We start from the raw sequence: 18,766 nt of genomic DNA on the forward strand, positions 1-18,766 counted from the left end.
TTCACGCACAGCCGAACAGCCCGAATACACCCGCGTGGCACGCTCCCACCCACAAACATCGAATGGGAGACTAGAAATGGCTCATACGGAAACTCGCACCGGCCGCAGCGCGTCGAAAAAACGCCTGTTTGGATCTAGCAGGAAAAGCGTAGCACTAATGATCGCCGCCTTCAGGGGGTGGCGGCGGACCGCCGCAGAATGCAGGGCACTAGCCGACTTGACGCCCGATCAGCTGAACGACATCGGTCATCCGGAGGCCCATCGGCCCGTGCTCGCCATCAAGGCAGGTCTGATCACGAACTTGATTTCGATGCGGTAAGTTCGGCGTACGGCTGCGCCATGAGGCTTTCAGGCAACTGCGGATGGGAGCAATATGGCGGCCAATTCAACCTCCGGATCGCTGCGATGTTGGAAATCCCGGAAGATCGATGCGAGCGCCACCGCCTGTTCAAGGCCATCGACGACGCGTTCAAGGCGGGCGACTTCGAGGGCCTCGGTGTGGCCCTCGGCGGCTCACCCGGCTGGTTTGACGAGCAAATGCCGTTTGAACTCGGCCTTGGACATCCACTGGAATATGCGATCTATTGGAGCCCCGCCGCTTTCATCTCGATCTTACTGGATGCAGGCTCGGACCCGAACTATCACCACCACGGCGGTTTTCCGGCAATCATCGCGGCACTGTCCACCGACCGGGCCGACAGACTGGAAATCGTCCGAATCCTGATCGATGGGGGCGCAGACCCCAACATGCGGGGCGTAAACGACTGGACACCGCTTCACTATGCGGTCGCCATCCGTAGCGTCGATGCCATCCGCCTGCTGTTGGCGGCGGGCAGCGACCCATCGCTCGAAACCCGCATCGACGACTATTCGACAGCCCTCGAGGACGCCGACAATGCCGGCTTTGAAGCCGGCGCTTCGCTGCTGCGCGATGCGATGACCAGGCGCGGCTTCAATGGACGGTGAGTTTGGGGGACGATGCCGGTGAAACCATAGCCGAAGGTTTGAGCAAGGCTGGCCTCAGGCCTTCATCAGTCCCGCTTTGAAGCGTTTGCCGTTGGCGACGTAGTGCGCAGCCGAAGCGCGCAGCCTTGAGACCGCGGCATCGTCCAGCGCTCGCACCAAACGCGCGGGCGAGCCGATGATCAGTGAATTGTCGGGGAATTCCTTGCCTTCGGTGACCAGGGCGCCGGCGCCGACCAGCGAGTTCTTGCCGATTTTCGCGCCGTTCAGCACGATGGCGCCCATGCCGATCAGGCTGTTGTCGCCGATCGTGCAACCATGCAGCAAGGCGCGATGGCCAATCGTGCAGCCTTGCCCGATGGTCAGGGGAAAACCGGCATCGGTGTGCATGACCGTGTGTTCCTGCACATTGGTATCGGCGCCGATGATGATCGGCTCGTTGTCGCCGCGAATGACGACGCCGAACCAGAAGCCTGCATTGCGGCCGATCTGTACGTCGCCGATCAGGGTGGCGTCGGGCGCGATCCAGTTGCTGTCCGCGTCCTCGAAAACGGGGGCTTTTGCGTCGATCGCGTAGAGCGGCATTTCGATCTCCCGATTCGTCTCACACTGAAAAGTCAGCCGAACCTAGGAGCATGCCGGCAACGGATGCAATGTCGATAAGCACGACGCCGAACGCCAATGCCCAGACCGTCGCGGTGCAACCGCAGGAGATCAGCGCCGGAGCGGAAATGCGGCCTTGCCGCCAGGCGTCGAGGGCTTCGTTGGCGAACATCAAGGGTCCGGCGCAGGCCGTCGCGGCGAGCGAGCGCAGCACATGCGCCGGCGACACATAGGGCTCGACGAAGGCAAGCCGGCGGCCTGACATCAGCTCCATCGCCGATCCGGCCAGGCCGCACGCGGTCAGCCCAACCATAAAAGCAAAGAGTGTGTGTTCGACCGGACCCATCTTTACCTTCCATTTACCATGAAATCGCACAGTCGTGTTCGACAGGCGCCGTTGCAAGAGCCGTGCCGCGCCACGTGTGCCGCCTAAGGACACCCCAAGAGGGACGTTCCAGGGGACGCCCATGGGACATGTTGGGACAGGCGGCCGAAAATTGGGGATCGCGATGAAGCAGGCAGCCACCGCCAACGGTCCGCAACTTACCGTCGTCGATTCCAAGCTGATGAAGCGGGTGTTCTACGTGTTCGCGGCGCTGGCGATGCTTTCGGTGACGATCAGCCTTGGCGGCAAATGGTTCGGCCGCTCGATCGCCATGGCCGGATACACCGACGACACGACAATCCACGAGGTGGTGATCGGCAACAACGTCATCGCCGTGCCGGCCAATGTCATCCGCTTCGACCAGGCCCGGCGCGACGGCATCGCTTCGCGGCTCGACCTCTATCTGCGCTATCCCGAGATGGACGGCTACAGCGAGGCCGCCCGCAACGATTTCAACCATACCGGATCACGCAAGAGCATCATCTTCCTATCGTTCGAACGGCAGATAATGTCGCGTGACATGAGCGGCCGCTTCGCGCCGATCTACAGTGCCCTGATCGTCCAGCCCGGCACGCCCGGCCCGGGCGGCACCACGCTCTACGGCTTCACCGAAAAATCAGGCTATTTCAACGAGGTGCTGGCGGTCGCCAATCGCCGGGGCAAGGACCCGTTCGTGGCCCGCTGCCTGAGCGGCCCGAGTGCTGCGCAGTCGCTGGCGCCCTGCGAACGCGACATTCTGGTCGGCGACAGTCTCAGCCTCACCTACCGCTTTCCCATGGAATTTCTGGGCGACTGGCAGGCGCTCGATGCAGCCATCGCCGCTGAGGCTGCGCGTTTCCTGAAGACCGGGCGCTAACGCATTGTGCCTGAAGGGATTATGCGACGCGCTTTGGAGGCAAATCGCAAACGGCGGAGATTGGCGCCCCCTTCTCCGCCAGGGATGACGGCGCCTGCCGGTAACCGAGAACCCCCGACTCAGGCCAGATCGATGTCGAGGATCGCCATCGAGAAATTATAGTCGCCGTCGTCCTCGTCCTTGAAGACGATGCCGAGGAATTCGTCGCCGACATAGACCTCGGCCGAATCGTCCTTGCGCGGCCGCGCCTTCACTTCAAGCTTGGGATTCTGGAAGACGCGCTTGAAATAGGCGTCCAGCTTTCTGATTTCGTCCGGCTTCAAAAGTCTTCTCCGATCGTCGGTCTTGCTCGTTTGAGCGCGCTTCTGGCACGTCGACAATGGCGATGTAAAGGCAGGCCGACCGGATATGCGAGAACCGACAGGCGGCAGAGCCGGCAAACGGAGTTCCGTTGCCCGCCCCGCGGACTTGAAATCAGATATCGAAGCTGACGACGTGGTCCATCGACTGCGATGGCAAAAGCTGGTCCATCTGCCGCGAAGGCTGGTCGCAGCCGGTCTCGCCGACGACACGAGCCGGCACGCCGGCAACCGTCTTGTTGTGCGGCACCGGCGACAGCACCACGGAGCCTGCCGCGATCTTCGAGCAATGGCCGACTTCGATGTTGCCTAGGATCTTGGCGCCGGCGCCGATCAGCACGCCGTAGCGGATCTTGGGATGGCGGTCGCCACCGGCCTTGCCGGTGCCGCCCAGCGTCACGCCGTGCAGGATCGACACGTCGTCCTCGATCACCGCCGTCTGGCCGACGACGAGGCCGGTGGCGTGGTCGAGGAAGATGCCCTTGCCGATGCGCGCGGCCGGGTTGATGTCAGTCTGGAACACCGAGGACGACCGGCTCTGCAGGTAGAGCGCGAAATCCTGACGGCCCTGGTTCCACAGCCAATGCGCCAGCCGGTGGGTCTGGATGGCATGAAAACCCTTGAAATAGAGCACCGGCATGATGAAGCGGTCGCAGGCCGGATCGCGGTCGTAATAAGCCTGAATGTCGACACGCACCGTCGACAACCAGTCCTTGTCGTCGGCTGCCATCGCCTTGAACGTCTGGCGGATGAGATCGGAACCGATATCCTGATGGGCGAGCCGCTCAGCTAGCCGATGGATGACCGCTTCCTCCAGGCTTTCCTGGTTGAGGATGGTCGAATAGAGGAACGCCGCCAGCAGCGGATCGCGGTTGACCGCCTCCATCGCCTCGTCGCGGATCGAGCGCCAGATCGGGTCGATCGGCTTCACCATGGTCGGGCGGGCAATGGTAACGCTGTTCATCAATGGTCTCCGGCTTGCCTGCTTGCCTATTCTCCGGTCGCACATATAAGCCAGATCATAGCACGGTTGAACTCAATTTTCCTTAGTGCTTTGTCAAATGGATTTGGTTCACGGAAATTCAAGCGGCCATGGAAAACGAACCCTTGATCGACGAACCGCTGAAGCACGAGCTTTCCGCGCTATACCGAGCCGAAGGCCGCCACTATCACAGCCTTGCGCATATCGAGGCGATGCTGGCGATCGCCGGCCACTATCATGCATCCCTGCACGATCCCGAGGCGGTCGAGGCGGCGATCTGGTTCCACGATGCCATCTATGACAGCCGAGCCAAGGACAATGAGGCGAGGAGTGCCGCCCTTGCCGAGAAAAAACTCGCCGGCCGCACGGATACGGAGCGCCTGAACCGCATCACAGTGATGATCATCGCCACCGCCACGCATGAATTGCCGCACTTTGACGACGAGAATGCCGTCCGCGACGCAGCACTGTTCCTCGACATGGACCTGGCAATCCTGGGTGCGACGCCGGATGCGTTCGACGCCTATGAACAGGCGGTTCGCCGCGAATATGGCTGGGTGGAAGAGCCAATGTGGCGCGCCGGCCGCAGTGCTGTTCTGACGAGTTTCCTCGCCCGCCCGCATATCTTTCACACCGAGGAGTTCCGGCAGCGGTTCGAGGTTCAGGCTCGGCAAAACATGGCGCGTTCGCTCAAGGCGCTCGGGCTAAGCTGAATCCAAACAGTCGTAGTTATAAGCATCCATACGCTGCGCATCGATGCACTCACAGCGGATTTTCGGCATAGAACTCCAGCACCCGCTGCTTGAAGGTTTTGTCGCCGACGGCCAGCATATGGTCGCGGCCCTCGATGTGAAAGGCCCTGGCGTTCGGCATCAAGGCGGCCAGTTCGTCGGGCGAACCGCCGATATCGTCCTTGGTGCCGACGGCAATCAACGTCGGCTGGGCAATGCGCGCGATGTCGGCCTCCGCCAGCAATTCCCGCGAGGTGGCAATGCAGGCGGCCAGCGCGCGGCGGTCACTGCGGGTCTGGTCGGCGAAGGCGCGAAACGAACGGCCGCGCGGGTGGCTGGTGGCATCAGGATCGTCGGCCAGGAGGGCGGCGGCGATCGGATCCCAGTCGCCGACACCGTCAACCATGCCGACGCCGAGACCGCCGAAGACCAGCGTCGCCACCTTGTCCGGGTCGGATAGCGCCAGGAAGGCCGATATCCGCGCGCCCATCGAATAGCCCATGACATGGGCGCGTTCGATGCCGAGATGGGTCAGCAGTGCTGCGCCGTCGGAAGCCATTTTTGCGGGCGTATAATCGGCCTCTTGATAGCTCTTCGACGAGGCGCCATGGCCGCGATTGTCGAAGGCGATGGCGCGGTAGCCGGCATCGTTGAGCGCCTTGAACCAGCCGGGCGACACCCAGTTGACGTAGTGGGTCGAGGCAAAGCCATGGATCATGAGCACCGGATCGCCCTGCCCCGATGCCGGCTGGCGGTCGAGGAAGGCAAGATCAAAACCTTCATGGGAGAAAAACTGCATTTGCGACGGATCCTGCGCGTTCAGTTGTGCGCAGTGTCGATTGCCGGGTGGCGCAACAAATCGCCGTCCGCGATGCCGCTCCTGGCGGCGGTGCCCGCCTTGAGCTCGAGCACGAAGCGAACCGGCTCGCCGGGCGAGATCATCGCCTCGGATTGCGGCTCGCCTTGCTTGATTGCCCGGATCCTGCCGTCCTGACCGACAAAGATCAGGTCGAGCCGCATCGGCGTGTTCTTCATCCAGAAGCTCACATCCCGAGGCCCCTCGAACACGAACAGCATGCCATGATCGTCGGCCATCTCCTCGCGAAACATCAGGCCGGCCTCGCGCTCGGCGGAGGTGTCGGCGATTTCGACGGAGAATGAGCGTTCGCCGGCTTTCGTCACAGCGACCAGCGGCTGCGGGTCGACGGCAAGGTTCATCGCCCGGCCGTCTGCCGAAGCCGGTTGCTGCGAATGGAAGAAAGCGCCTGTGGCGACGACAAAGGCGATCGCGGCGCAGACTACGCCCGCTATCAGCCGGTTCCTGTGAGTCATGCAAAATCCTCGGCCGGAAATCGTCCTAAACCATGACCCCGAAAAGTGGAACCCGGTTTTTGCTGCGCTGACCTGCGGTTCGGAAAAGATCATGGTCAGGCAAAAATAGGTCCTATCCCGATTAGATCGGGATAGAACCTAGTGCGAGACGGGCAAGGTACCCATATCCGGGTGAATTTCGGCAGCCATAAGGCCTTTGTCGCCGCGCCCGAAGCGGACCAGCACGACCTGCCCGGGCCTGAGCTCTGTAATGCCGTAACGGCGCAGGGTCTCCATGTGGACGAAAATGTCCTCGGTGCCCTCGCCTCGGGTCAGGAAACCGAACCCCTTGGTGCGGTTGAACCATTTCACCAGCGCCCGTTCGAGGCCGCTTTCCGGCGTCACCGAGACGTGGGTGCGCTGCTCCTGCATCTCCGCCGGATGGGTCGCCGTGGTGAGATCCATGGAGAGCACGCGGAACGCCTGCAATCCGCGCTCACCTTGCTTGACCAGGCAGACGACGCGCGCACCTTCCAAGGCGGTCTGGAAACCGTCCTTTCGAAGGCATGTCACATGGAGGAGAATATCGCCGGAAGAGCCGTCATCGGGAAGAATGAAACCGTAGCCCTTGGCCACGTCGAACCATTTGATGGCGCCCGCAACCTCGACAAGATCGGCAGCGTCGCCGCTCCCGTCTCTTTGCAAGGCGTCGTGACCGGTTCCGTCCCGCCCCATGAAAGAGGCTTTTTCCCCCATAAGAACGCCCCCCTTTTTTCAAGAATACCGCAACTGATTCTTGGCGTTAGATTAACACTGCCGCTTCCGGTGTGTGCAAGACCTGAGCTGTCTTTTTTCACGGTTCATTGCAGGGATACCGGATTTGTTGTTTGCCAACACGACCGGTTATCGGGAATTGCCCTTTGGCCGGGTGGCCCCTATGTTCCGCCGCAACGCAAACGTTTCGAGGAAATCACATGCGCTATCTCCACACCATGGTCCGTGTCGCCGACATCGATGCCTCGCTCGATTTCTACTGCAACAAGCTTGGCCTCAAGGAAGTGCGCCGCCACGAAAACGAACAGGGGCGCTACACGCTGATCTTCCTCGCCGCGCCCGAAGACGAGCAAAGCGGTATCGCCGACAAGGCGCCGCTGATCGAGCTCACTTACAATTGGGATCCGGAAGACTACAAGGGCGGCCGCAATTTCGGCCACCTCGCCTACGAGGTCGACGACATCTACGCCACCTGCCAGCAGCTGATGGACAAGGGTGTCACCATCAATCGGCCGCCGCGCGACGGCAACATGGCCTTCGTCAAGTCGCCGGACGGCATTTCGATCGAGCTTTTGCAGAAAGGCCCGGCCAAGGCCAAGGCCGAGCCCTGGGCGTCGATGCCGAACACCGGAAGCTGGTAACCCATCACAAGATCGAGGGCGGGTACGACCGAGCCGGACATTTTATGGCGTTTCTCGAGATCGCGCCTATCTGTCCGGCGATCACGCCTGCTTCCGAAATTGGCGCATCTTGCCTTGGGAGAAATCCATTCATGCCGACCAGCCATGTCGATGTCGCCACTGAACATGCGAGCCGTTATCTGCAGCAGCTATGCAAGCATTGGGCGCACAAGTTTCCGGTCGAGTTCGATCCGAACCACGGCACGATCGACCTCTCACTGGGCCGTGCGGTTCTCGATGCCGATGCCGCAGCGCTGCATATCGCGGTAACCGCTGACGAAGCCGGCTCGCTGGAGCGCCTGGAAACGGTCGTTGCCGACCACATCAAACGCTTCGCTTTCCGCGAAGAGCTGACGTTCGACTGGAAAAGGGCTTCGGCAGCGTAGGCGGCTATGTTTCAGCCGCCTCGGCCGGCCATCTCCAGCAGCATCAGCACCGTGCGCCAGTTGCGCGCGGTGCCGGGCACTTTCAGCGTGCGCGGGATGAGATTGGCAAACACCGATTTGCCGAGGCCTTCCGGTGCATGCAGGTAAAGCACGTCGCCCTTGATCTCGAACCGTTCGGGACCGGTGCATTTTTCGGCCAGCCGCGCGACCTCATCGGCGATCGGCTCGCGTTCCAGCGCGTAGACGTGGAGTTTCGTCGGCTCCCCAGCGACTTCCGGATAGGGATTGTCCGCCACCAGCCGCTCGAACCAGCCGAGATCGCGCACCATGATGCGCGAGTGAAATCCCCATTTCTTCTCGAAAGCCGCTTCCAGCTGCTTGGTCAGCGTGGCCGCATCGCCCGTTGCCGACCGGAACACGGCGTTGCCGCTCTGCACGTAGGTGGCGACGTCGCCAAAGCCGAGTTTCTCGAAGAACGACCGGAGTTGGGCCATCTTGACGATGCGGTTGCCGCCGACATTGATGCCGGAAAACAATGCAACGAATATCTTCTCCTCTTCACTCATATTCGGGCGCTCATATGATGAACCCGGCGAGCGTCTCGTTGTCGGTGATGTCCTGATACTGGACGCCCTCGGCCTCGAAATTCGCGTTGAGCAGCTCGAAATTGCGGCGATCCTTGGTTTCGATGCCGATCAGCACCGAACCGAAATTGCGCGCCGATTTCTTCAAATATTCGAAGCGGGCAATGTCGTCGTCAGGCCCCAGCAATTCGAGAAAGTCGCGCAGCGCGCCCGGCCGCTGCGGAAAGCGGATGATGAAGTACTTCTTCAGCCCCTCGAAACGCAGCGCCCTTTCCTTCACGTCCGGCAGCCGCTCGAAGTCGAAATTGCCGCCCGAAACTACCGCGACGATGGTCTTGCCTCTGACGTCCTTCTTGGAAAAATCCTTGAGCGCGTCGATCGCCAATGCGCCGGCCGGCTCCAGCACTACGCCTTCGACGTTCAGCATCTCGATCATGGTCGCGCAGAGCCGGTTTTCCGGAACGAGCCGTACCGTATCGGCAGGAAAATCCCTGAGGTGCCGCAACGGTTCGCGGCCGATCTCGGCCACCGCCGCGCCGTCAACGAAATTGTCGAGTTTGGCGAGCTTGATGCGCTTGCCGGCGGCGAGGCTCTCGCTGAGGCTTGGCGCGCCGGCCGGCTCGCAGAAGACGAAGCGCGTGTCGCGGCGCTGGTCGGCGAAATAATGCGTCACACCCGCAGCCAGACCGCCGCCGCCGACCGGCAGCATGATGATGTCGGGCATCCGCGCGCCCGGCATCTGGCCTGATATCTCGTAGGCGACGGTCGCCTGCCCCTCGATGATGTCCTTGTGGTCGAATGGCGGCACCATGTGCGCGCCAGCGCTTTCGGTGAATTCGAAGGCGGCGCGGTAGCAGTCGTCGAAAAAGTCGCCGACCAGCCTGATCTCGACGAATTCGCCGCCGAACAGCCGCGTCTTATCGATTTTCTGCTGTGGCGTCGTCACCGGCATGAACACCACGCCTTGTCTGCCGAAATGACGGCAGACGAAGGCAAAGCCCTGCGCATGGTTGCCGGCGGAAGCGCAGACGAACAGTTCGGCGTCGTTGCCGGCGTCGAGCGCCTTGCGGAAGAAATTGAACGCGCCCCTGATCTTGTAGGAGCGCACCGGCGACAGGTCCTCGCGCTTCAGCAGCACGCGCGCCCCGGTCTTCTTCGACAGGTAATCGTTTTCCTGCAGCGGCGTTTCCGGAAAAATCTCGCGGATCGCGGCGGCAGCGGCAGCGACGCGGGAGGAGAAACTGGTCATCGGAAAAATCACCCCGAATCGTCTGTGGTCTTCGCGTGCGATTGTCGGTCATGAAGCTAGCACACGCCTTAGGTGTTTGATCAGGGCAATCGTTCTGGCTTTCGCGCAACAGTGCGATGACTGTCGCAAGGCGCTGAGCGCATTTCGGCTGGATATGACTTACTTCTGCCGCACTTCGACTGTCCGGGAGGGGTTCGCGGAGGTTGGATAGGCCTTTCGGCCGGAGTGGAATTCTAAAGTTGAAGAAGATTTGTATCCTTGTCCTTACCTTGCTCGTTGCCGGCTGTGGCGGCCGGCAAACCGAGGAACTGCTCGGCAGCGCCATGGTGTCCGCGCCGGTGACGGAAATCGCCGGCAACCACAGCATCTTCATCGCCACGACGCGCAAGCGCTCCGACGACCCCAGCAAGGTTTTCGACCGTGAGCGCTCGGCCACGCTGAACTATGCCCGCGCCAACGTCACCGTGCCGGGGACCCACGAAACCGGTCGGATCGAGCGGCGTTCGCGCGGCAAGTCGAACGACCCGGCCAAATACTTCATGGCCTCCGACGTCGTCGGCTACGACACCGCGCCGAAATTCTCCAGCGCGCTCAGCACCGACATCGCCGCGCGCGGCGGCCGCGTCATGGTCTTCGTCCACGGCTACAACACCGGTTTCGACGCCGCCGTCTACCGCGTCACCCAGATCGCCCATGATTCCGGCTACCCGGGCACGCCGGTGCTGTTTTCCTGGGCGTCGGGCGCCAAGACCAGGGACTATGTCTACGACAGGGAAAGCGCCAGTGCTGCCCGCGACCAGCTGGAAGTGACGCTGAGGATGCTCGCGCAGACCGGCGCGCGGCGCATCGACATTGTCGCGCATTCGCTGGGAACCTGGGTTACCATGGAAGCGCTGCGCCAGCTCGCCATCAACGGCGACCGCGATCTCGGCGGCAAGCTCGGCGACGTCGTGCTGGCCTCGCCCGACATCGATGTCGACGTGTTCAAGAGCCAGATGCGCCGCTACGGCAAGCCGAACAAGCCATTCATCCTGCTCCTGTCCGACGACGACCGGGCGCTGCGGCTCTCCGGCCTGATCGCCGGCTCGCGGCCGCGCGTCGGCGACTACAAGGACGCCGCCGACCTCGCCGACTATGGCGTGAACGTTGTCGATCTCTCCAGCGTCAAGGGATCGGACCGTTTCAACCACACCAAATTTGCCGACAACCCCGAGCTGGTGAAGATGATCGGCCAGCGGCTGCGCGAGGATGACGGATTTGCCAGCGACCGCGAAGTAACCGACCGCATCAGCCTGCTCGGACAGTGAGGTGCGTTCCACGCCCTGTTACTTTCGTCGTGCATGTTCACGGTTGCGGCACCATCGGATCACTTTCAACTGGACCGGCCCGGCCCTTGGCTTTATCGAAATAGCCAGCGACGTCACAGGCTTGACGTCCCCCTTGTGGGAGCCTGCGTGACCGTGCGTTCGAAGATTTTTCTCGTCGTAGCGTTTGCGCTTGCCGTTACCGGCTGCGCAGGCGGGAAAACACACGACCTTCTCAACACGACGGCTGTCACAGTGCCTGCCTCCGACATCGCAGCCACGCATGAGATATTCGTCGCCACCACCCGGAAAAAGGCAACGAAAGATCCGCGGCAGGTGTTCGACGGTGACCGTTCACCGACCACCAGTTTTGCCAGTGTCGAGGTCACCGTTCCGAAGGTCCATCAGGTCGGCGCCATCGAGCGGGTCAGGAGCTCCGCCAACAGCAATCCGGCGAAGGATTTCACGGCAACGGAGGTCGAATTCTACGAAGGCGCCCCGCAATTCGCCAAGGCGGTCGGTGCCGACATCGCCATGCGCGGCGACCGCGCGCTGGTCTTCGTGCACGGCTTCAACAACGGTTTCGACGACGGCATCTATCGGCTGACGCAGATTGCGCACGACACGAAATATCCCGGCACGCCGGTGCTGTTCTCATGGGCGTCGAGCGGCAAAACCACGGGCTATATCTACGACAAGGAAAGCGCCAACGCTGCCCGCGACGATCTCGAAGAGACACTGCGCATGCTGGCCAAGACGAGGGCCAAGAGCATCGACATTATCGCCCATTCGATGGGCACCTGGGTGACAATGGAGGCGTTGCGCCAGCTTGCCATCACCGGCGACCGCGATCTAAGCGACAAGCTCGGCTACGTCATCCTGGCCTCGCCCGACATCGATGTCGATGTGTTCAAGAAGCAGATGATCCGCTACGGCAAGCCCGACAAGCCTTTCGCCATTCTGCTTTCGGGCGACGATCGCGCTCTCAGACTGTCCTCCCTGATCTCGGGCGACAAGCCGCGCGTCGGCGACTATGGCGATGCGGCCGACCTCGCTAGCTACGGCGTGTCGGTGATCGACCTGACCAAGACCAAAGGCGGCGATCGTCTGAACCACGCCAAATTCGCCGACAACCCGTTCTTGGTGCAGTTGCTCGGCAACCGGCTGCGCGCCCCGGCCGGCCTGGCATCGGAGGAAGCCAATCCGGCGCAGCCGATCGACAATCTCGGCCAGGGCATCGGCAAGGCCGTCGGCTCGGTTGCCGAGATCGTCATCACCACGCCATTCAGGGTGCTGACCATCGCCACCGGCGGATGAGCAATTTGGGCTCGCCCCTGGTTGTTGTCAGACGAACAGGTCGACCTTCTGGAACGTCGTCACGTCGATCAGGCCGACATCGGAAATCCTCAGTTCCGGGATGACGACCAGCGCCAGCAGCGAGTGCTGCATGTAGGCGTTGTTCAGGGAACAGCCCATCTGGCGCATCGCCTCGGTGAGCTTGTCCGCCTTGGCCGCGACGATTTCGGCGCGCTCGTCCGACATCAGCCCGGCGATCGGCATTTCGACCAGCGCCAGTTCCTTGCCCTTGGAGAACAGCACGACACCGCCGCCGACCTCGCCCAGCCGGTTGACCGCCAGTGCCATGTCCTGCTTGCTGGTGCCGACGACGATGATGTGGTGCGCATCATGCGCCACGCTGGAGGCCATGGCGCAGTCGCTCATGTAGCCGAAGCCGGAGACGAAGGCATTGGTGACGCCGCCCGTGCCCCTGTGGCGCTCGACCAGCGCGATCTGGCAGACATCGTTGCGGCGGTCCATGGCGACCAGCCCGTCCTCCACCGGAAGATCGGCCTCGAGCGCGCGCGTCGGCGCCTGGTTCTCGATCACGCCGATGACCCGAACCCGAACCTCGTTGGCGCCGATAGGCGCCACGATGTCGAAATCCCCCGGTTTGAGCTTCCTGCCGAGCTTGACGGTGTTCTTCGCCGACTTGGGATAGTCAGAGGCCGGAATGTCGATGTCGAGCTTGCCGCCCTTGGCCAGCCTGACGCCGCGGCCGTAGACCTCATCGATGGTCATTGCGGCCAGATCGGAGACGATCAGCAGATCGGCGAGCCGCCCCGGCGCGATAGAACCCAGCTCGCGCTCCAGCCTGAAATGCTGGGCGGTGTTGAGCGTCGCCATTTGGATCGCGGTCACCGGCTTCAACCCCTGGCTGATGGCGTGCCTGACCACCCGGTCCATGTGGCCTTCATGGACAAGCGTGCCGGAATGGCTGTCGTCGGTGCACAGGATGAAGTTGCGCGGGTCGAGCCCGCTCTCCGTCACCGCCTTGATCTGCGAGGCGACGTCGTACCAGGCCGAGCCCAGCCTCAGCATCGCCTTCATGCCCTGGCGGACGCGGGCGATGGCGTCCTCGGCGCGCGTGCCTTCGTGGTCGTCCTCGGGTCCGCCGGCGACGTAGCCGTGGAACGGCAGGCCGAGATCGCGCGAGGCATAATGGCCGCCGACGGTCTTGCCCGCCCTCACCGTCGCGGCGATCTCGCCCGACATCACCGGATCGTTGGCCGCGACACCGGGAAAATTCATCACCTCGCCAAGCCCGATGATGTTTTCCCACGCCATCGCCTCGGCGACATCGGCGACCGTCAGCTCGGCGCCGGCATGCTCCAGCCCAGGTGCGGAGGGCACGCAGGACGGCATCTGCACTAACACGTTGATCGGCATGGCGACGGCCTCGTCATGCATCAGCCGCACACCCGGCAGGCCGAGCACATTGGCGATCTCGTGCGGATCGATGAACATCGAGGTGGTGCCATGCGGGATGACCGCGCGGCAGAACTCCGTCACCGTCACCATGCCGCTCTCGACATGCATATGCGCGTCGCAGAGACCCGGCACCAGATAGCGTCCGCCGGCGTCGACCACCTTGGTGCCCTGCCCGATGGCGTGGCCGGCATTCGGTCCGCAATAGGCGAAGCGGCCGCCGGCAATGGCAATGTCGGTGCCGGCGATGATCTCGCCGGAGTGAACGTTGACCCAGCGCCCGTTGCGGATGACGAGATCGGCGGGCCTCCTGCCCATCGCGACGTCGACCAGATGCGTGGCCGCCTCGGCCCAGGGTTTTGGTTTCGTCGCACGCGCGGTCTTCGCCATGAAGAGACTCCTGTTTTCCCGACTGTGCCAAGCCGATGGCGTTTTGACCAGCGAGATCGGCGGATTGCCTGAGGGCTCCTCGGCCTTAACATCGACCGTGATTTTCGCGTCTGTTGCGAGCTCGCGATTCGTACTTTGTGACGGCATTTATGTTATGGATTTCGTCATGGCGCTGATTTGCGCCAACGACCCGCCGCCGAGGCGGGTTTTTTGTTTCGGCGCCGTCCACGGCAAAGTGCCCAACCGGAATACGATTCCGTTTGCGGTAAATCAGATTGCCTCCCGTTAGCGAATCTTTCTGAATCGACGTTCGGGAAACCGCAGACACTACTCGAAGACTCAGATCAGAACTGGAAGTGCCTGATCCGGCCGCTCAGAGGGTCTCGACCTCCACCATTCGAGCCTGCAGGCGGTTCAATCAATTTGATCCCCGAACTGTCATTTTTTGCTCGGATCGTCCGCCGGATTGACGTAGTTGATCGTGAACGGTCCGTTGCCATGGACCTGAATAATCGTTTCGCTTGTCATCCAGGCGAAGTGATTCATTCCGGCCGGCGCAACTCCGAAGCCGCCAGCAGTTAGTTCGATGCCTTTCGCCTCGTCGAACTTATCGCCCATTCCGATATGAAAGTTGCCGGAAAGCACCGTTATATATTCCGCGGTGGGATGACTATGTGCGGCAATTTTGTAGCCGGCGGGCGTCTTCAGTCGCAGCACATAAGGCCCATCCTTTGAGGGATCTCCAGCGATAACCGCTATGTCCGCGCCAGCGGGAATGACAGCAGGAGCAGGGCCCCATTTGATACTGTCCGCGTTCACTGGCATATCATCGGCAAACAGAGGCGCTGTCCCAACAAGCAACAGCGCCAGAGCAGAGGCGAGCTTGAGCATGACAATCTCTCCATTGGTTCGTAGAGGACAGCGTCAAATTTCAACGCTGAATCACTCACCAATTGGAGCCTACCAATGCAGAACGCCCGAACGCATCCTCCGAACGGGGGACGCGCTTTCGCGGTGGCCTCGGAAGCCGCCGTTAAGTGTCCTCCCGCTGTTCCCTGTCGCGGCAGTTAAGAAGTTCGACCAAATCGTCGGCCTCTTCGATCGGCATGTCGATCAAGGGGACACCCACCTCGACAACCGGCAGCCCTGTGAACACGTCGATGATGTCCCACGTGCCTTCAGGTGTCTTCTCAATGTCGTAGCGTTGAGTCATGGGGAGTAGTGAGCCATGGGGTAGAGGGGAAGACTTGGCGCGCTTTACTCGATCATCGCTCGTTCGGGGTTCGGGAATGCGGAAATGGATCCCGCCCGGTCTGATCAAGCGCCTCAAGCAATGATGCAAGGGGGCTGGGCAGTCGCAGGTCGACGGCAAGATCCAGCGCGTCGTGTAAATACCGGCGATTATCTTCGGAACGGATCAGTTGCCGAACGGCTTCGGCAACAGACTTCCCTCGTTCTGTGTCAAACTCTGCCATGTTCGGGATTCCAGTAGCTTTAGTGCGAAACTCAGCCACTACGAAATTGTTCCAGGTGGAAACGATCTTGTTTGAACCTCAGTGTTTGATTCCCTCGCTGGTAAGAGTTGCCGCCGGCCCGGTAACGGCAGCTATGCTGTTGACTTGGGCACGAATTTCGCGCCGACGATCCGCATCCAAGGCGGGTCGCGCGTGCCATGATGCGGGCCGGAAAAAACGCTCTAGCCTTGAGGGACCGGTAACGGTTGGGTAACGAGCCCGCCCCGGCGAGGGGGGAATCCGGACAGGCTCGGCTCCTCAGAACATGCCGGATTTCTCCGACTGGCCTCCAAACCACTGTGCCCGCGCAAAGTTCCATTGCGTGGTGATCATTTTTCCTCGCGAAAGTCCTGCAGCGAGGCATGCCGAAGGTCTTCCTGCCACGCAGGCGTTTGGCGATCCGCGCAAGAACGAAGGCGACGATTTTTACATCCGCCCGATCTATGCGCAGCCGGTGGATATGCCGGATCTCAGGCAAGTGATCTGGTGCGACAAGCCGGTGCACGATCTGCTAGAATGGACGCCTAGCGGGCGCCTTTCGCGCTGCCGCCGTCATGACCGAACCGTAACCTCGACCGGCAAGGGGGAGCGCTGATTTTGCAGCGAGGCAGAAGCGCGATCAGCGGGCTGGCGAAAAGCGCGACGGTGACGTCCGCCTTGCTCTTGTGCCGCAGCTATTGCGCGATTTTGGGTCCGTTGACGCCCGGCAATCATGGACGGCCCAGGGGCGAGCGGTCGAGTTCCGGTTCTCATAGCACACTAGCCCAGCACTAAGCCTGCAATCAAAACGGTAAACCCGATAGAAAGCGGGACCGCCAAAAGCCAGCCAGCCTCCAAAACACTATTTTCCTGCCGATCCATAACAGTCTCCTCTTTGACGCTGCCCCTGATTACGAAAGCTCTGGGGAGCGGATCGGTTCCGGCGGATTTGCCGACGACCCGGCGGCGATCGCACCACGGGGCCTCGCGTTCGCTCTCACCATTCGCGTCGGCGGCGATCGCATCGCGTGGCGTCAGGGCGACGAGCTCATGGATGGCACCGTTGATCTCACCGCGCTCCAGACGCTCCCACAAGGCGCCGCAGGACGATGTTGGAGCGGATGTCGTCGATAGCCTCGATGAAGGCGGCGGGCAGCATCGGGCTCGTACATCGCGACAAGCTGTTCGAACCGCTCGCGCGGTGATAGGCGTTGAGCATCTGAAGCCTACTTGAAGGTACCGCAGTTGGTTATCGCGTTCGCCATATCTGCAGGTCTCGCACTGGTAACGGTTCTGATGCACTATGAGGTGCTGAATATCGCCGGAGCGATGAGGCGTCGTTTTTCACTTCCGATGCGGGTTGATCTGCTGCTCTTAGTCATCGCAGCGATCATTGCTCACGTGGTGGGGATCTGTCTTTTCGCGGTCGCCTATGCCTGGATGCACCAGCATCCAGACCTTGGAGCTCTCGCAGGCTTGTTTTCCGGGAGCGCAGCGGATTTCTTTTATTTCTCGATCACCTGTTACACGACCATCGGCTTTGGCGAAGTCTATGCCACTGGGCCGATGCGGATCGTTGCTGCCTTGGAAGGTCTCAACGGACTCGTCCTGATCACTTGGTCAGCATCGTTCGCATACGCATCGACTTCGGATTTGTGGAAGCGGAAGCAGGACTGACGCGTGTGCGTAGTGCTTTGAGCGCCTAAACTTCCACAAACGCAATGAGGGCTCGCACGCGGCCTGGCCGCGGAGGGAACTATCAACGATGCTGAGGTCGAGTTCCTTCAAAAATGGCTAGCAGCGAATGCGGAGATCAGCAATCATCCGATCATCCGAACCATGCAGCCCTCCCCCATTGGACCCGGCGCAGCTAATCCCAATTGGAGATTAAGGCTGCACACTGGAGGGGCTGCGCGTCACCTATGCCGCCATACGGCGCATGGGCAATGACGCCGGGACGAGGCGCCGACGCGCTGGGGGCCGCCCTACGCGCTTGGGCGAGCACTATACCAGGCATGTCGAGAAAGAGCTTGGACGCTGCGAGCATGGACCGGAAAATATGGCAAAAACGGGCTCCGGCGAATGAAAAGGGAACGCAGTTTCGCACAACACAATTTTCGGACTGCACAACGCCGATTGACGAAATCGCCTAAGTAGTTGAAACGAAAAGGGCGCGGACGTGGCGGAATTGGTAGACGCAAGGGACTTAAAATCCCTCGATCTCTGATCGTACGGGTTCGATTCCCGTCGTCCGCACCAGCACACCGACGGCGCTCCTCGGCGGCGTCCAGGTTCCGGCAGATCAAGCCCGGATCGGGTTCAGCTTCAGATGCTGGATCAGGATGATGGTCTTGGCGTCGATGATGCGGCCGTCGGCGATGCCGGCCAGAGCTTCATCGAGCGGCATCTCCAGAACCTCGATGTCTTCGCCTTCTTCCGGCGCGCCGCCGCCGTCCGAGATGCGGTCGGTCGGCGAATAGCGCGCGACGAAGAACCAGAGCCGCTCGGTCACGCTGCCAGGGCTCATAAAGGGCGAAAACAGCCGATCAACGTCCTTCAGGTGGTAGCCGAGCTCCTCTTCCGCCTCCTTGCGGATGCAGGTTTCGGGATCGTGTTCATCGAGCAGGCCGGCGCAGGCCTCGATCAGCGGCTCGCGGTGGCCGGTGACGTAGGCCGCGTAGCGGAACTGCCGAACGAGCAGAACCGTCGAGCGCTCGGGGTCGTAAGGCAGGATCACCGCCCCGTCGCCGCGATCGTAGGTCTGGCGGATCTGCGTCTCCCATTTCCCGTCGCGCCGGCGATAATCGAGGACAGTCTTTTTCAGGACTGCCCAATCATCGGAAAGGACTTCTTCCGAACGGATACGAATGCGGTCTTCCATGGTGAACTCCGTGCTGCCGGCGTGAGGACTACAGCGCCGCGCGTCCTCTTGGACGCGCAAAGGACGCTG

Annotated in this window: 26 protein-coding genes and 1 tRNA gene; 12 read left to right on the top strand and 15 right to left on the bottom strand. The window is 61.6% G+C overall.

Translation table 11 applies throughout. The features are described 5' to 3' along the window. Positions 1 to 157 precede the first annotated feature (157 nt). Together EN807_RS28600 and EN807_RS28605 are read left to right on the top strand one after the other, a co-directional pair. Positions 158 to 319, top strand: a complete 162-nt coding sequence (locus EN807_RS28600; protein WP_246684408.1) for a DUF1127 domain-containing protein — start codon at positions 158 to 160, stop codon at positions 317 to 319. Positions 320 to 339: 20 nt separating this feature from the next. After that, complete coding sequence (locus EN807_RS28605) at positions 340 to 966, top strand: ankyrin repeat domain-containing protein (RefSeq protein WP_135937617.1); 627 nt, start codon at positions 340 to 342, stop codon at positions 964 to 966. 54 nt (positions 967 to 1,020) lie between these two features. Here EN807_RS28605 and EN807_RS28610 read toward each other — a convergent pair whose 3' ends face one another. Then, a complete protein-coding gene (locus tag EN807_RS28610) occupies positions 1,021 to 1,548 on the bottom strand; it encodes a gamma carbonic anhydrase family protein (protein ID WP_135937618.1) in 528 nt (175 codons plus the stop codon). Positions 1,549 to 1,567: 19 nt separating this feature from the next. Further along, on the bottom strand, positions 1,568 to 1,912 hold the full coding sequence (locus EN807_RS28615) for a hypothetical protein (protein WP_135937619.1): 345 nt from the start codon (positions 1,910 to 1,912) through the stop codon (positions 1,568 to 1,570). Positions 1,913 to 2,075: 163 nt separating this feature from the next. On the opposite strand from EN807_RS28615, the gene EN807_RS28620 reads away from it, so the two are divergent. Continuing rightward, entirely contained in the window at positions 2,076 to 2,807 is a 732-nt protein-coding gene (locus EN807_RS28620; RefSeq protein WP_135937620.1) for a hypothetical protein, read from the top strand. A 119-nt stretch (positions 2,808 to 2,926) separates the two neighbouring features. Here EN807_RS28620 and EN807_RS28625 read toward each other — a convergent pair whose 3' ends face one another. Continuing rightward, entirely contained in the window at positions 2,927 to 3,130 is a 204-nt protein-coding gene (locus tag EN807_RS28625; RefSeq protein WP_013531334.1) for a DUF3126 family protein, read from the bottom strand. Between the two features lie 151 nt (positions 3,131 to 3,281). Beyond that, complete coding sequence (cysE, locus tag EN807_RS28630) at positions 3,282 to 4,130, bottom strand: serine O-acetyltransferase (protein ID WP_135937621.1); 849 nt, start codon at positions 4,128 to 4,130, stop codon at positions 3,282 to 3,284. A gap of 128 nt (positions 4,131 to 4,258) precedes the next feature. Between cysE and EN807_RS28635 the strand changes: the two genes are divergently transcribed. Continuing rightward, positions 4,259 to 4,861 (top strand): hypothetical protein, encoded by a 603-nt coding sequence (locus tag EN807_RS28635; protein WP_135937622.1) that lies wholly within the window; start codon positions 4,259 to 4,261, stop codon positions 4,859 to 4,861. A gap of 49 nt (positions 4,862 to 4,910) precedes the next feature. Here the strand turns inward: EN807_RS28635 and EN807_RS28640 are convergent, their stop codons facing one another. The 3 genes from EN807_RS28640 to EN807_RS28650 all read right to left on the bottom strand — a co-directional run bounded on the left by EN807_RS28640 (position 4,911) and on the right by EN807_RS28650 (position 6,925). Continuing rightward, positions 4,911 to 5,678 (bottom strand): alpha/beta hydrolase, encoded by a 768-nt coding sequence (locus EN807_RS28640; protein ID WP_189522599.1) that lies wholly within the window; start codon positions 5,676 to 5,678, stop codon positions 4,911 to 4,913. Positions 5,679 to 5,698: 20 nt separating this feature from the next. Continuing rightward, positions 5,699 to 6,211: a DUF192 domain-containing protein gene (locus EN807_RS28645; RefSeq protein ID WP_135937623.1), complete on the bottom strand. Its 513-nt coding sequence runs from the start codon at positions 6,209 to 6,211 to the stop codon at positions 5,699 to 5,701. Positions 6,212 to 6,349: 138 nt separating this feature from the next. Further along, entirely contained in the window at positions 6,350 to 6,925 is a 576-nt protein-coding gene (locus EN807_RS28650) for a cold-shock protein (RefSeq protein WP_189522600.1), read from the bottom strand. A 239-nt stretch (positions 6,926 to 7,164) separates the two neighbouring features. Here EN807_RS28650 and gloA point away from each other — a divergent pair, with 239 nt between their 5' ends. Beyond that, entirely contained in the window at positions 7,165 to 7,605 is a 441-nt protein-coding gene (gene gloA, locus EN807_RS28655; RefSeq protein ID WP_127317011.1) for a lactoylglutathione lyase, read from the top strand. Positions 7,606 to 7,736: 131 nt separating this feature from the next. After that, positions 7,737 to 8,030 (top strand): DUF2218 domain-containing protein, encoded by a 294-nt coding sequence (locus tag EN807_RS28660; protein ID WP_135937624.1) that lies wholly within the window; start codon positions 7,737 to 7,739, stop codon positions 8,028 to 8,030. A gap of 11 nt (positions 8,031 to 8,041) precedes the next feature. Here EN807_RS28660 and EN807_RS28665 read toward each other — a convergent pair whose 3' ends face one another. Next, positions 8,042 to 8,596: a DUF1697 domain-containing protein gene (locus EN807_RS28665; protein WP_135937625.1), complete on the bottom strand. Its 555-nt coding sequence runs from the start codon at positions 8,594 to 8,596 to the stop codon at positions 8,042 to 8,044. 10 nt (positions 8,597 to 8,606) lie between these two features. Then, positions 8,607 to 9,863, bottom strand: a complete 1,257-nt coding sequence (gene ilvA / locus EN807_RS28670) for a threonine ammonia-lyase IlvA (RefSeq protein ID WP_135937626.1) — start codon at positions 9,861 to 9,863, stop codon at positions 8,607 to 8,609. 239 nt (positions 9,864 to 10,102) lie between these two features. Here ilvA and EN807_RS28675 point away from each other — a divergent pair, with 239 nt between their 5' ends. Together EN807_RS28675 and EN807_RS28680 are read left to right on the top strand one after the other, a co-directional pair. After that, positions 10,103 to 11,170 carry an alpha/beta hydrolase gene (locus EN807_RS28675; RefSeq protein WP_189522601.1) on the top strand — a complete coding sequence of 356 codons (1,068 nt, stop codon included), beginning with the start codon at positions 10,103 to 10,105 and terminating at the stop codon, positions 11,168 to 11,170. Between the two features lie 147 nt (positions 11,171 to 11,317). Continuing rightward, positions 11,318 to 12,484 (top strand): alpha/beta hydrolase, encoded by a 1,167-nt coding sequence (locus tag EN807_RS28680; protein WP_135937627.1) that lies wholly within the window; start codon positions 11,318 to 11,320, stop codon positions 12,482 to 12,484. A gap of 27 nt (positions 12,485 to 12,511) precedes the next feature. Here the strand turns inward: EN807_RS28680 and ade are convergent, their stop codons facing one another. Further along, positions 12,512 to 14,323 carry an adenine deaminase gene (ade, locus tag EN807_RS28685; protein ID WP_135937628.1) on the bottom strand — a complete coding sequence of 604 codons (1,812 nt, stop codon included), beginning with the start codon at positions 14,321 to 14,323 and terminating at the stop codon, positions 12,512 to 12,514. Here ade and EN807_RS28690 point away from each other — a divergent pair. Then, positions 14,322 to 14,612 (top strand): hypothetical protein, encoded by a 291-nt coding sequence (locus EN807_RS28690; protein WP_135937629.1) that lies wholly within the window; start codon positions 14,322 to 14,324, stop codon positions 14,610 to 14,612. The two genes, ade and EN807_RS28690, sit on opposite strands and share 2 nt — an antisense overlap. Before the next feature lie 149 nt (positions 14,613 to 14,761). Here the strand turns inward: EN807_RS28690 and EN807_RS28695 are convergent, their stop codons facing one another. The 3 genes from EN807_RS28695 to EN807_RS28705 all read right to left on the bottom strand — a co-directional run bounded on the left by EN807_RS28695 (position 14,762) and on the right by EN807_RS28705 (position 15,798). Next, on the bottom strand, positions 14,762 to 15,214 hold the full coding sequence (locus tag EN807_RS28695; protein WP_135937630.1) for a cupin domain-containing protein: 453 nt from the start codon (positions 15,212 to 15,214) through the stop codon (positions 14,762 to 14,764). 142 nt (positions 15,215 to 15,356) lie between these two features. Then, entirely contained in the window at positions 15,357 to 15,536 is a 180-nt protein-coding gene (locus EN807_RS28700; RefSeq protein WP_029353754.1) for a hypothetical protein, read from the bottom strand. A 52-nt stretch (positions 15,537 to 15,588) separates the two neighbouring features. Next, positions 15,589 to 15,798 carry a hypothetical protein gene (locus EN807_RS28705; protein ID WP_135937631.1) on the bottom strand — a complete coding sequence of 70 codons (210 nt, stop codon included), beginning with the start codon at positions 15,796 to 15,798 and terminating at the stop codon, positions 15,589 to 15,591. Positions 15,799 to 16,102: 304 nt separating this feature from the next. Here EN807_RS28705 and EN807_RS35765 point away from each other — a divergent pair, with 304 nt between their 5' ends. Next, the gene (locus tag EN807_RS35765; protein ID WP_189522602.1) at positions 16,103 to 16,432 is read left to right on the top strand and encodes a hypothetical protein; all 330 of its coding nucleotides are present in this window, start codon (positions 16,103 to 16,105) and stop codon (positions 16,430 to 16,432) included. Positions 16,433 to 16,596: 164 nt separating this feature from the next. Here EN807_RS35765 and EN807_RS35770 read toward each other — a convergent pair whose 3' ends face one another. Further along, positions 16,597 to 16,911 (bottom strand): hypothetical protein, encoded by a 315-nt coding sequence (locus EN807_RS35770; RefSeq protein WP_189522603.1) that lies wholly within the window; start codon positions 16,909 to 16,911, stop codon positions 16,597 to 16,599. Positions 16,912 to 17,046: 135 nt separating this feature from the next. On the opposite strand from EN807_RS35770, the gene EN807_RS28715 reads away from it, so the two are divergent. Both EN807_RS28715 and EN807_RS28720 read left to right on the top strand, forming a co-directional pair. Continuing rightward, positions 17,047 to 17,493 carry a potassium channel family protein gene (locus EN807_RS28715; RefSeq protein WP_246684409.1) on the top strand — a complete coding sequence of 149 codons (447 nt, stop codon included), beginning with the start codon at positions 17,047 to 17,049 and terminating at the stop codon, positions 17,491 to 17,493. Between the two features lie 496 nt (positions 17,494 to 17,989). Further along, positions 17,990 to 18,075, top strand: a tRNA-Leu gene (locus EN807_RS28720). A 43-nt stretch (positions 18,076 to 18,118) separates the two neighbouring features. On the opposite strand, the gene EN807_RS28725 is transcribed toward EN807_RS28720, so the two are convergent. Further along, positions 18,119 to 18,697: an NUDIX domain-containing protein gene (locus EN807_RS28725; protein WP_065008177.1), complete on the bottom strand. Its 579-nt coding sequence runs from the start codon at positions 18,695 to 18,697 to the stop codon at positions 18,119 to 18,121. Between the last annotated feature and the right edge of the window lie 69 nt (positions 18,698 to 18,766).

The organism is Mesorhizobium sp. M5C.F.Ca.ET.164.01.1.1, from assembly GCF_004792125.1.
GTDB classification, from domain to species: domain Bacteria; phylum Pseudomonadota; class Alphaproteobacteria; order Rhizobiales; family Rhizobiaceae; genus Mesorhizobium; species Mesorhizobium wenxiniae.

Bases quoted from the DNA above. Each gene is read 5' to 3' on its own strand.
- EN807_RS28665 (WP_135937625.1), bottom strand. From the start codon at position 8,596: ATGAGTGAAGAGGAGAAGATATTCGTTGCATTGTTTTCCGGCATCAAT.
- EN807_RS28700 (WP_029353754.1), bottom strand. From the start codon at position 15,536: ATGACTCAACGCTACGACATTGAGAAGACACCTGAAGGCACGTGGGAC.
- EN807_RS28615 (WP_135937619.1), bottom strand. From the start codon at position 1,912: ATGGGTCCGGTCGAACACACACTCTTTGCTTTTATGGTTGGGCTGACC.
- EN807_RS28640 (WP_189522599.1), bottom strand. From the start codon at position 5,678: ATGCAGTTTTTCTCCCATGAAGGTTTTGATCTTGCCTTCCTCGACCGC.
- EN807_RS35765 (WP_189522602.1), top strand. From the start codon at position 16,103: ATGCCGGATTTCTCCGACTGGCCTCCAAACCACTGTGCCCGCGCAAAG.
- EN807_RS28725 (WP_065008177.1), bottom strand. From the start codon at position 18,697: ATGGAAGACCGCATTCGTATCCGTTCGGAAGAAGTCCTTTCCGATGAT.
- EN807_RS28690 (WP_135937629.1), top strand. From the start codon at position 14,322: ATGAAGAGACTCCTGTTTTCCCGACTGTGCCAAGCCGATGGCGTTTTG.
- EN807_RS28695 (WP_135937630.1), bottom strand. From the start codon at position 15,214: ATGCTCAAGCTCGCCTCTGCTCTGGCGCTGTTGCTTGTTGGGACAGCG.
- EN807_RS28600 (WP_246684408.1), top strand. From the start codon at position 158: ATGATCGCCGCCTTCAGGGGGTGGCGGCGGACCGCCGCAGAATGCAGG.
- EN807_RS28645 (WP_135937623.1), bottom strand. From the start codon at position 6,211: ATGACTCACAGGAACCGGCTGATAGCGGGCGTAGTCTGCGCCGCGATC.
- EN807_RS28610 (WP_135937618.1), bottom strand. From the start codon at position 1,548: ATGCCGCTCTACGCGATCGACGCAAAAGCCCCCGTTTTCGAGGACGCG.
- EN807_RS28635 (WP_135937622.1), top strand. From the start codon at position 4,259: ATGGAAAACGAACCCTTGATCGACGAACCGCTGAAGCACGAGCTTTCC.
- EN807_RS28705 (WP_135937631.1), bottom strand. From the start codon at position 15,798: ATGGCAGAGTTTGACACAGAACGAGGGAAGTCTGTTGCCGAAGCCGTT.
- cysE (WP_135937621.1), bottom strand. From the start codon at position 4,130: ATGAACAGCGTTACCATTGCCCGCCCGACCATGGTGAAGCCGATCGAC.
- EN807_RS28650 (WP_189522600.1), bottom strand. From the start codon at position 6,925: ATGGGGCGGGACGGAACCGGTCACGACGCCTTGCAAAGAGACGGGAGC.
- ade (WP_135937628.1), bottom strand. From the start codon at position 14,323: ATGGCGAAGACCGCGCGTGCGACGAAACCAAAACCCTGGGCCGAGGCG.
- EN807_RS28620 (WP_135937620.1), top strand. From the start codon at position 2,076: ATGAAGCAGGCAGCCACCGCCAACGGTCCGCAACTTACCGTCGTCGAT.
- gloA (WP_127317011.1), top strand. From the start codon at position 7,165: ATGCGCTATCTCCACACCATGGTCCGTGTCGCCGACATCGATGCCTCG.
- EN807_RS28660 (WP_135937624.1), top strand. From the start codon at position 7,737: ATGCCGACCAGCCATGTCGATGTCGCCACTGAACATGCGAGCCGTTAT.
- EN807_RS28605 (WP_135937617.1), top strand. From the start codon at position 340: ATGAGGCTTTCAGGCAACTGCGGATGGGAGCAATATGGCGGCCAATTC.
- ilvA (WP_135937626.1), bottom strand. From the start codon at position 9,863: ATGACCAGTTTCTCCTCCCGCGTCGCTGCCGCTGCCGCCGCGATCCGC.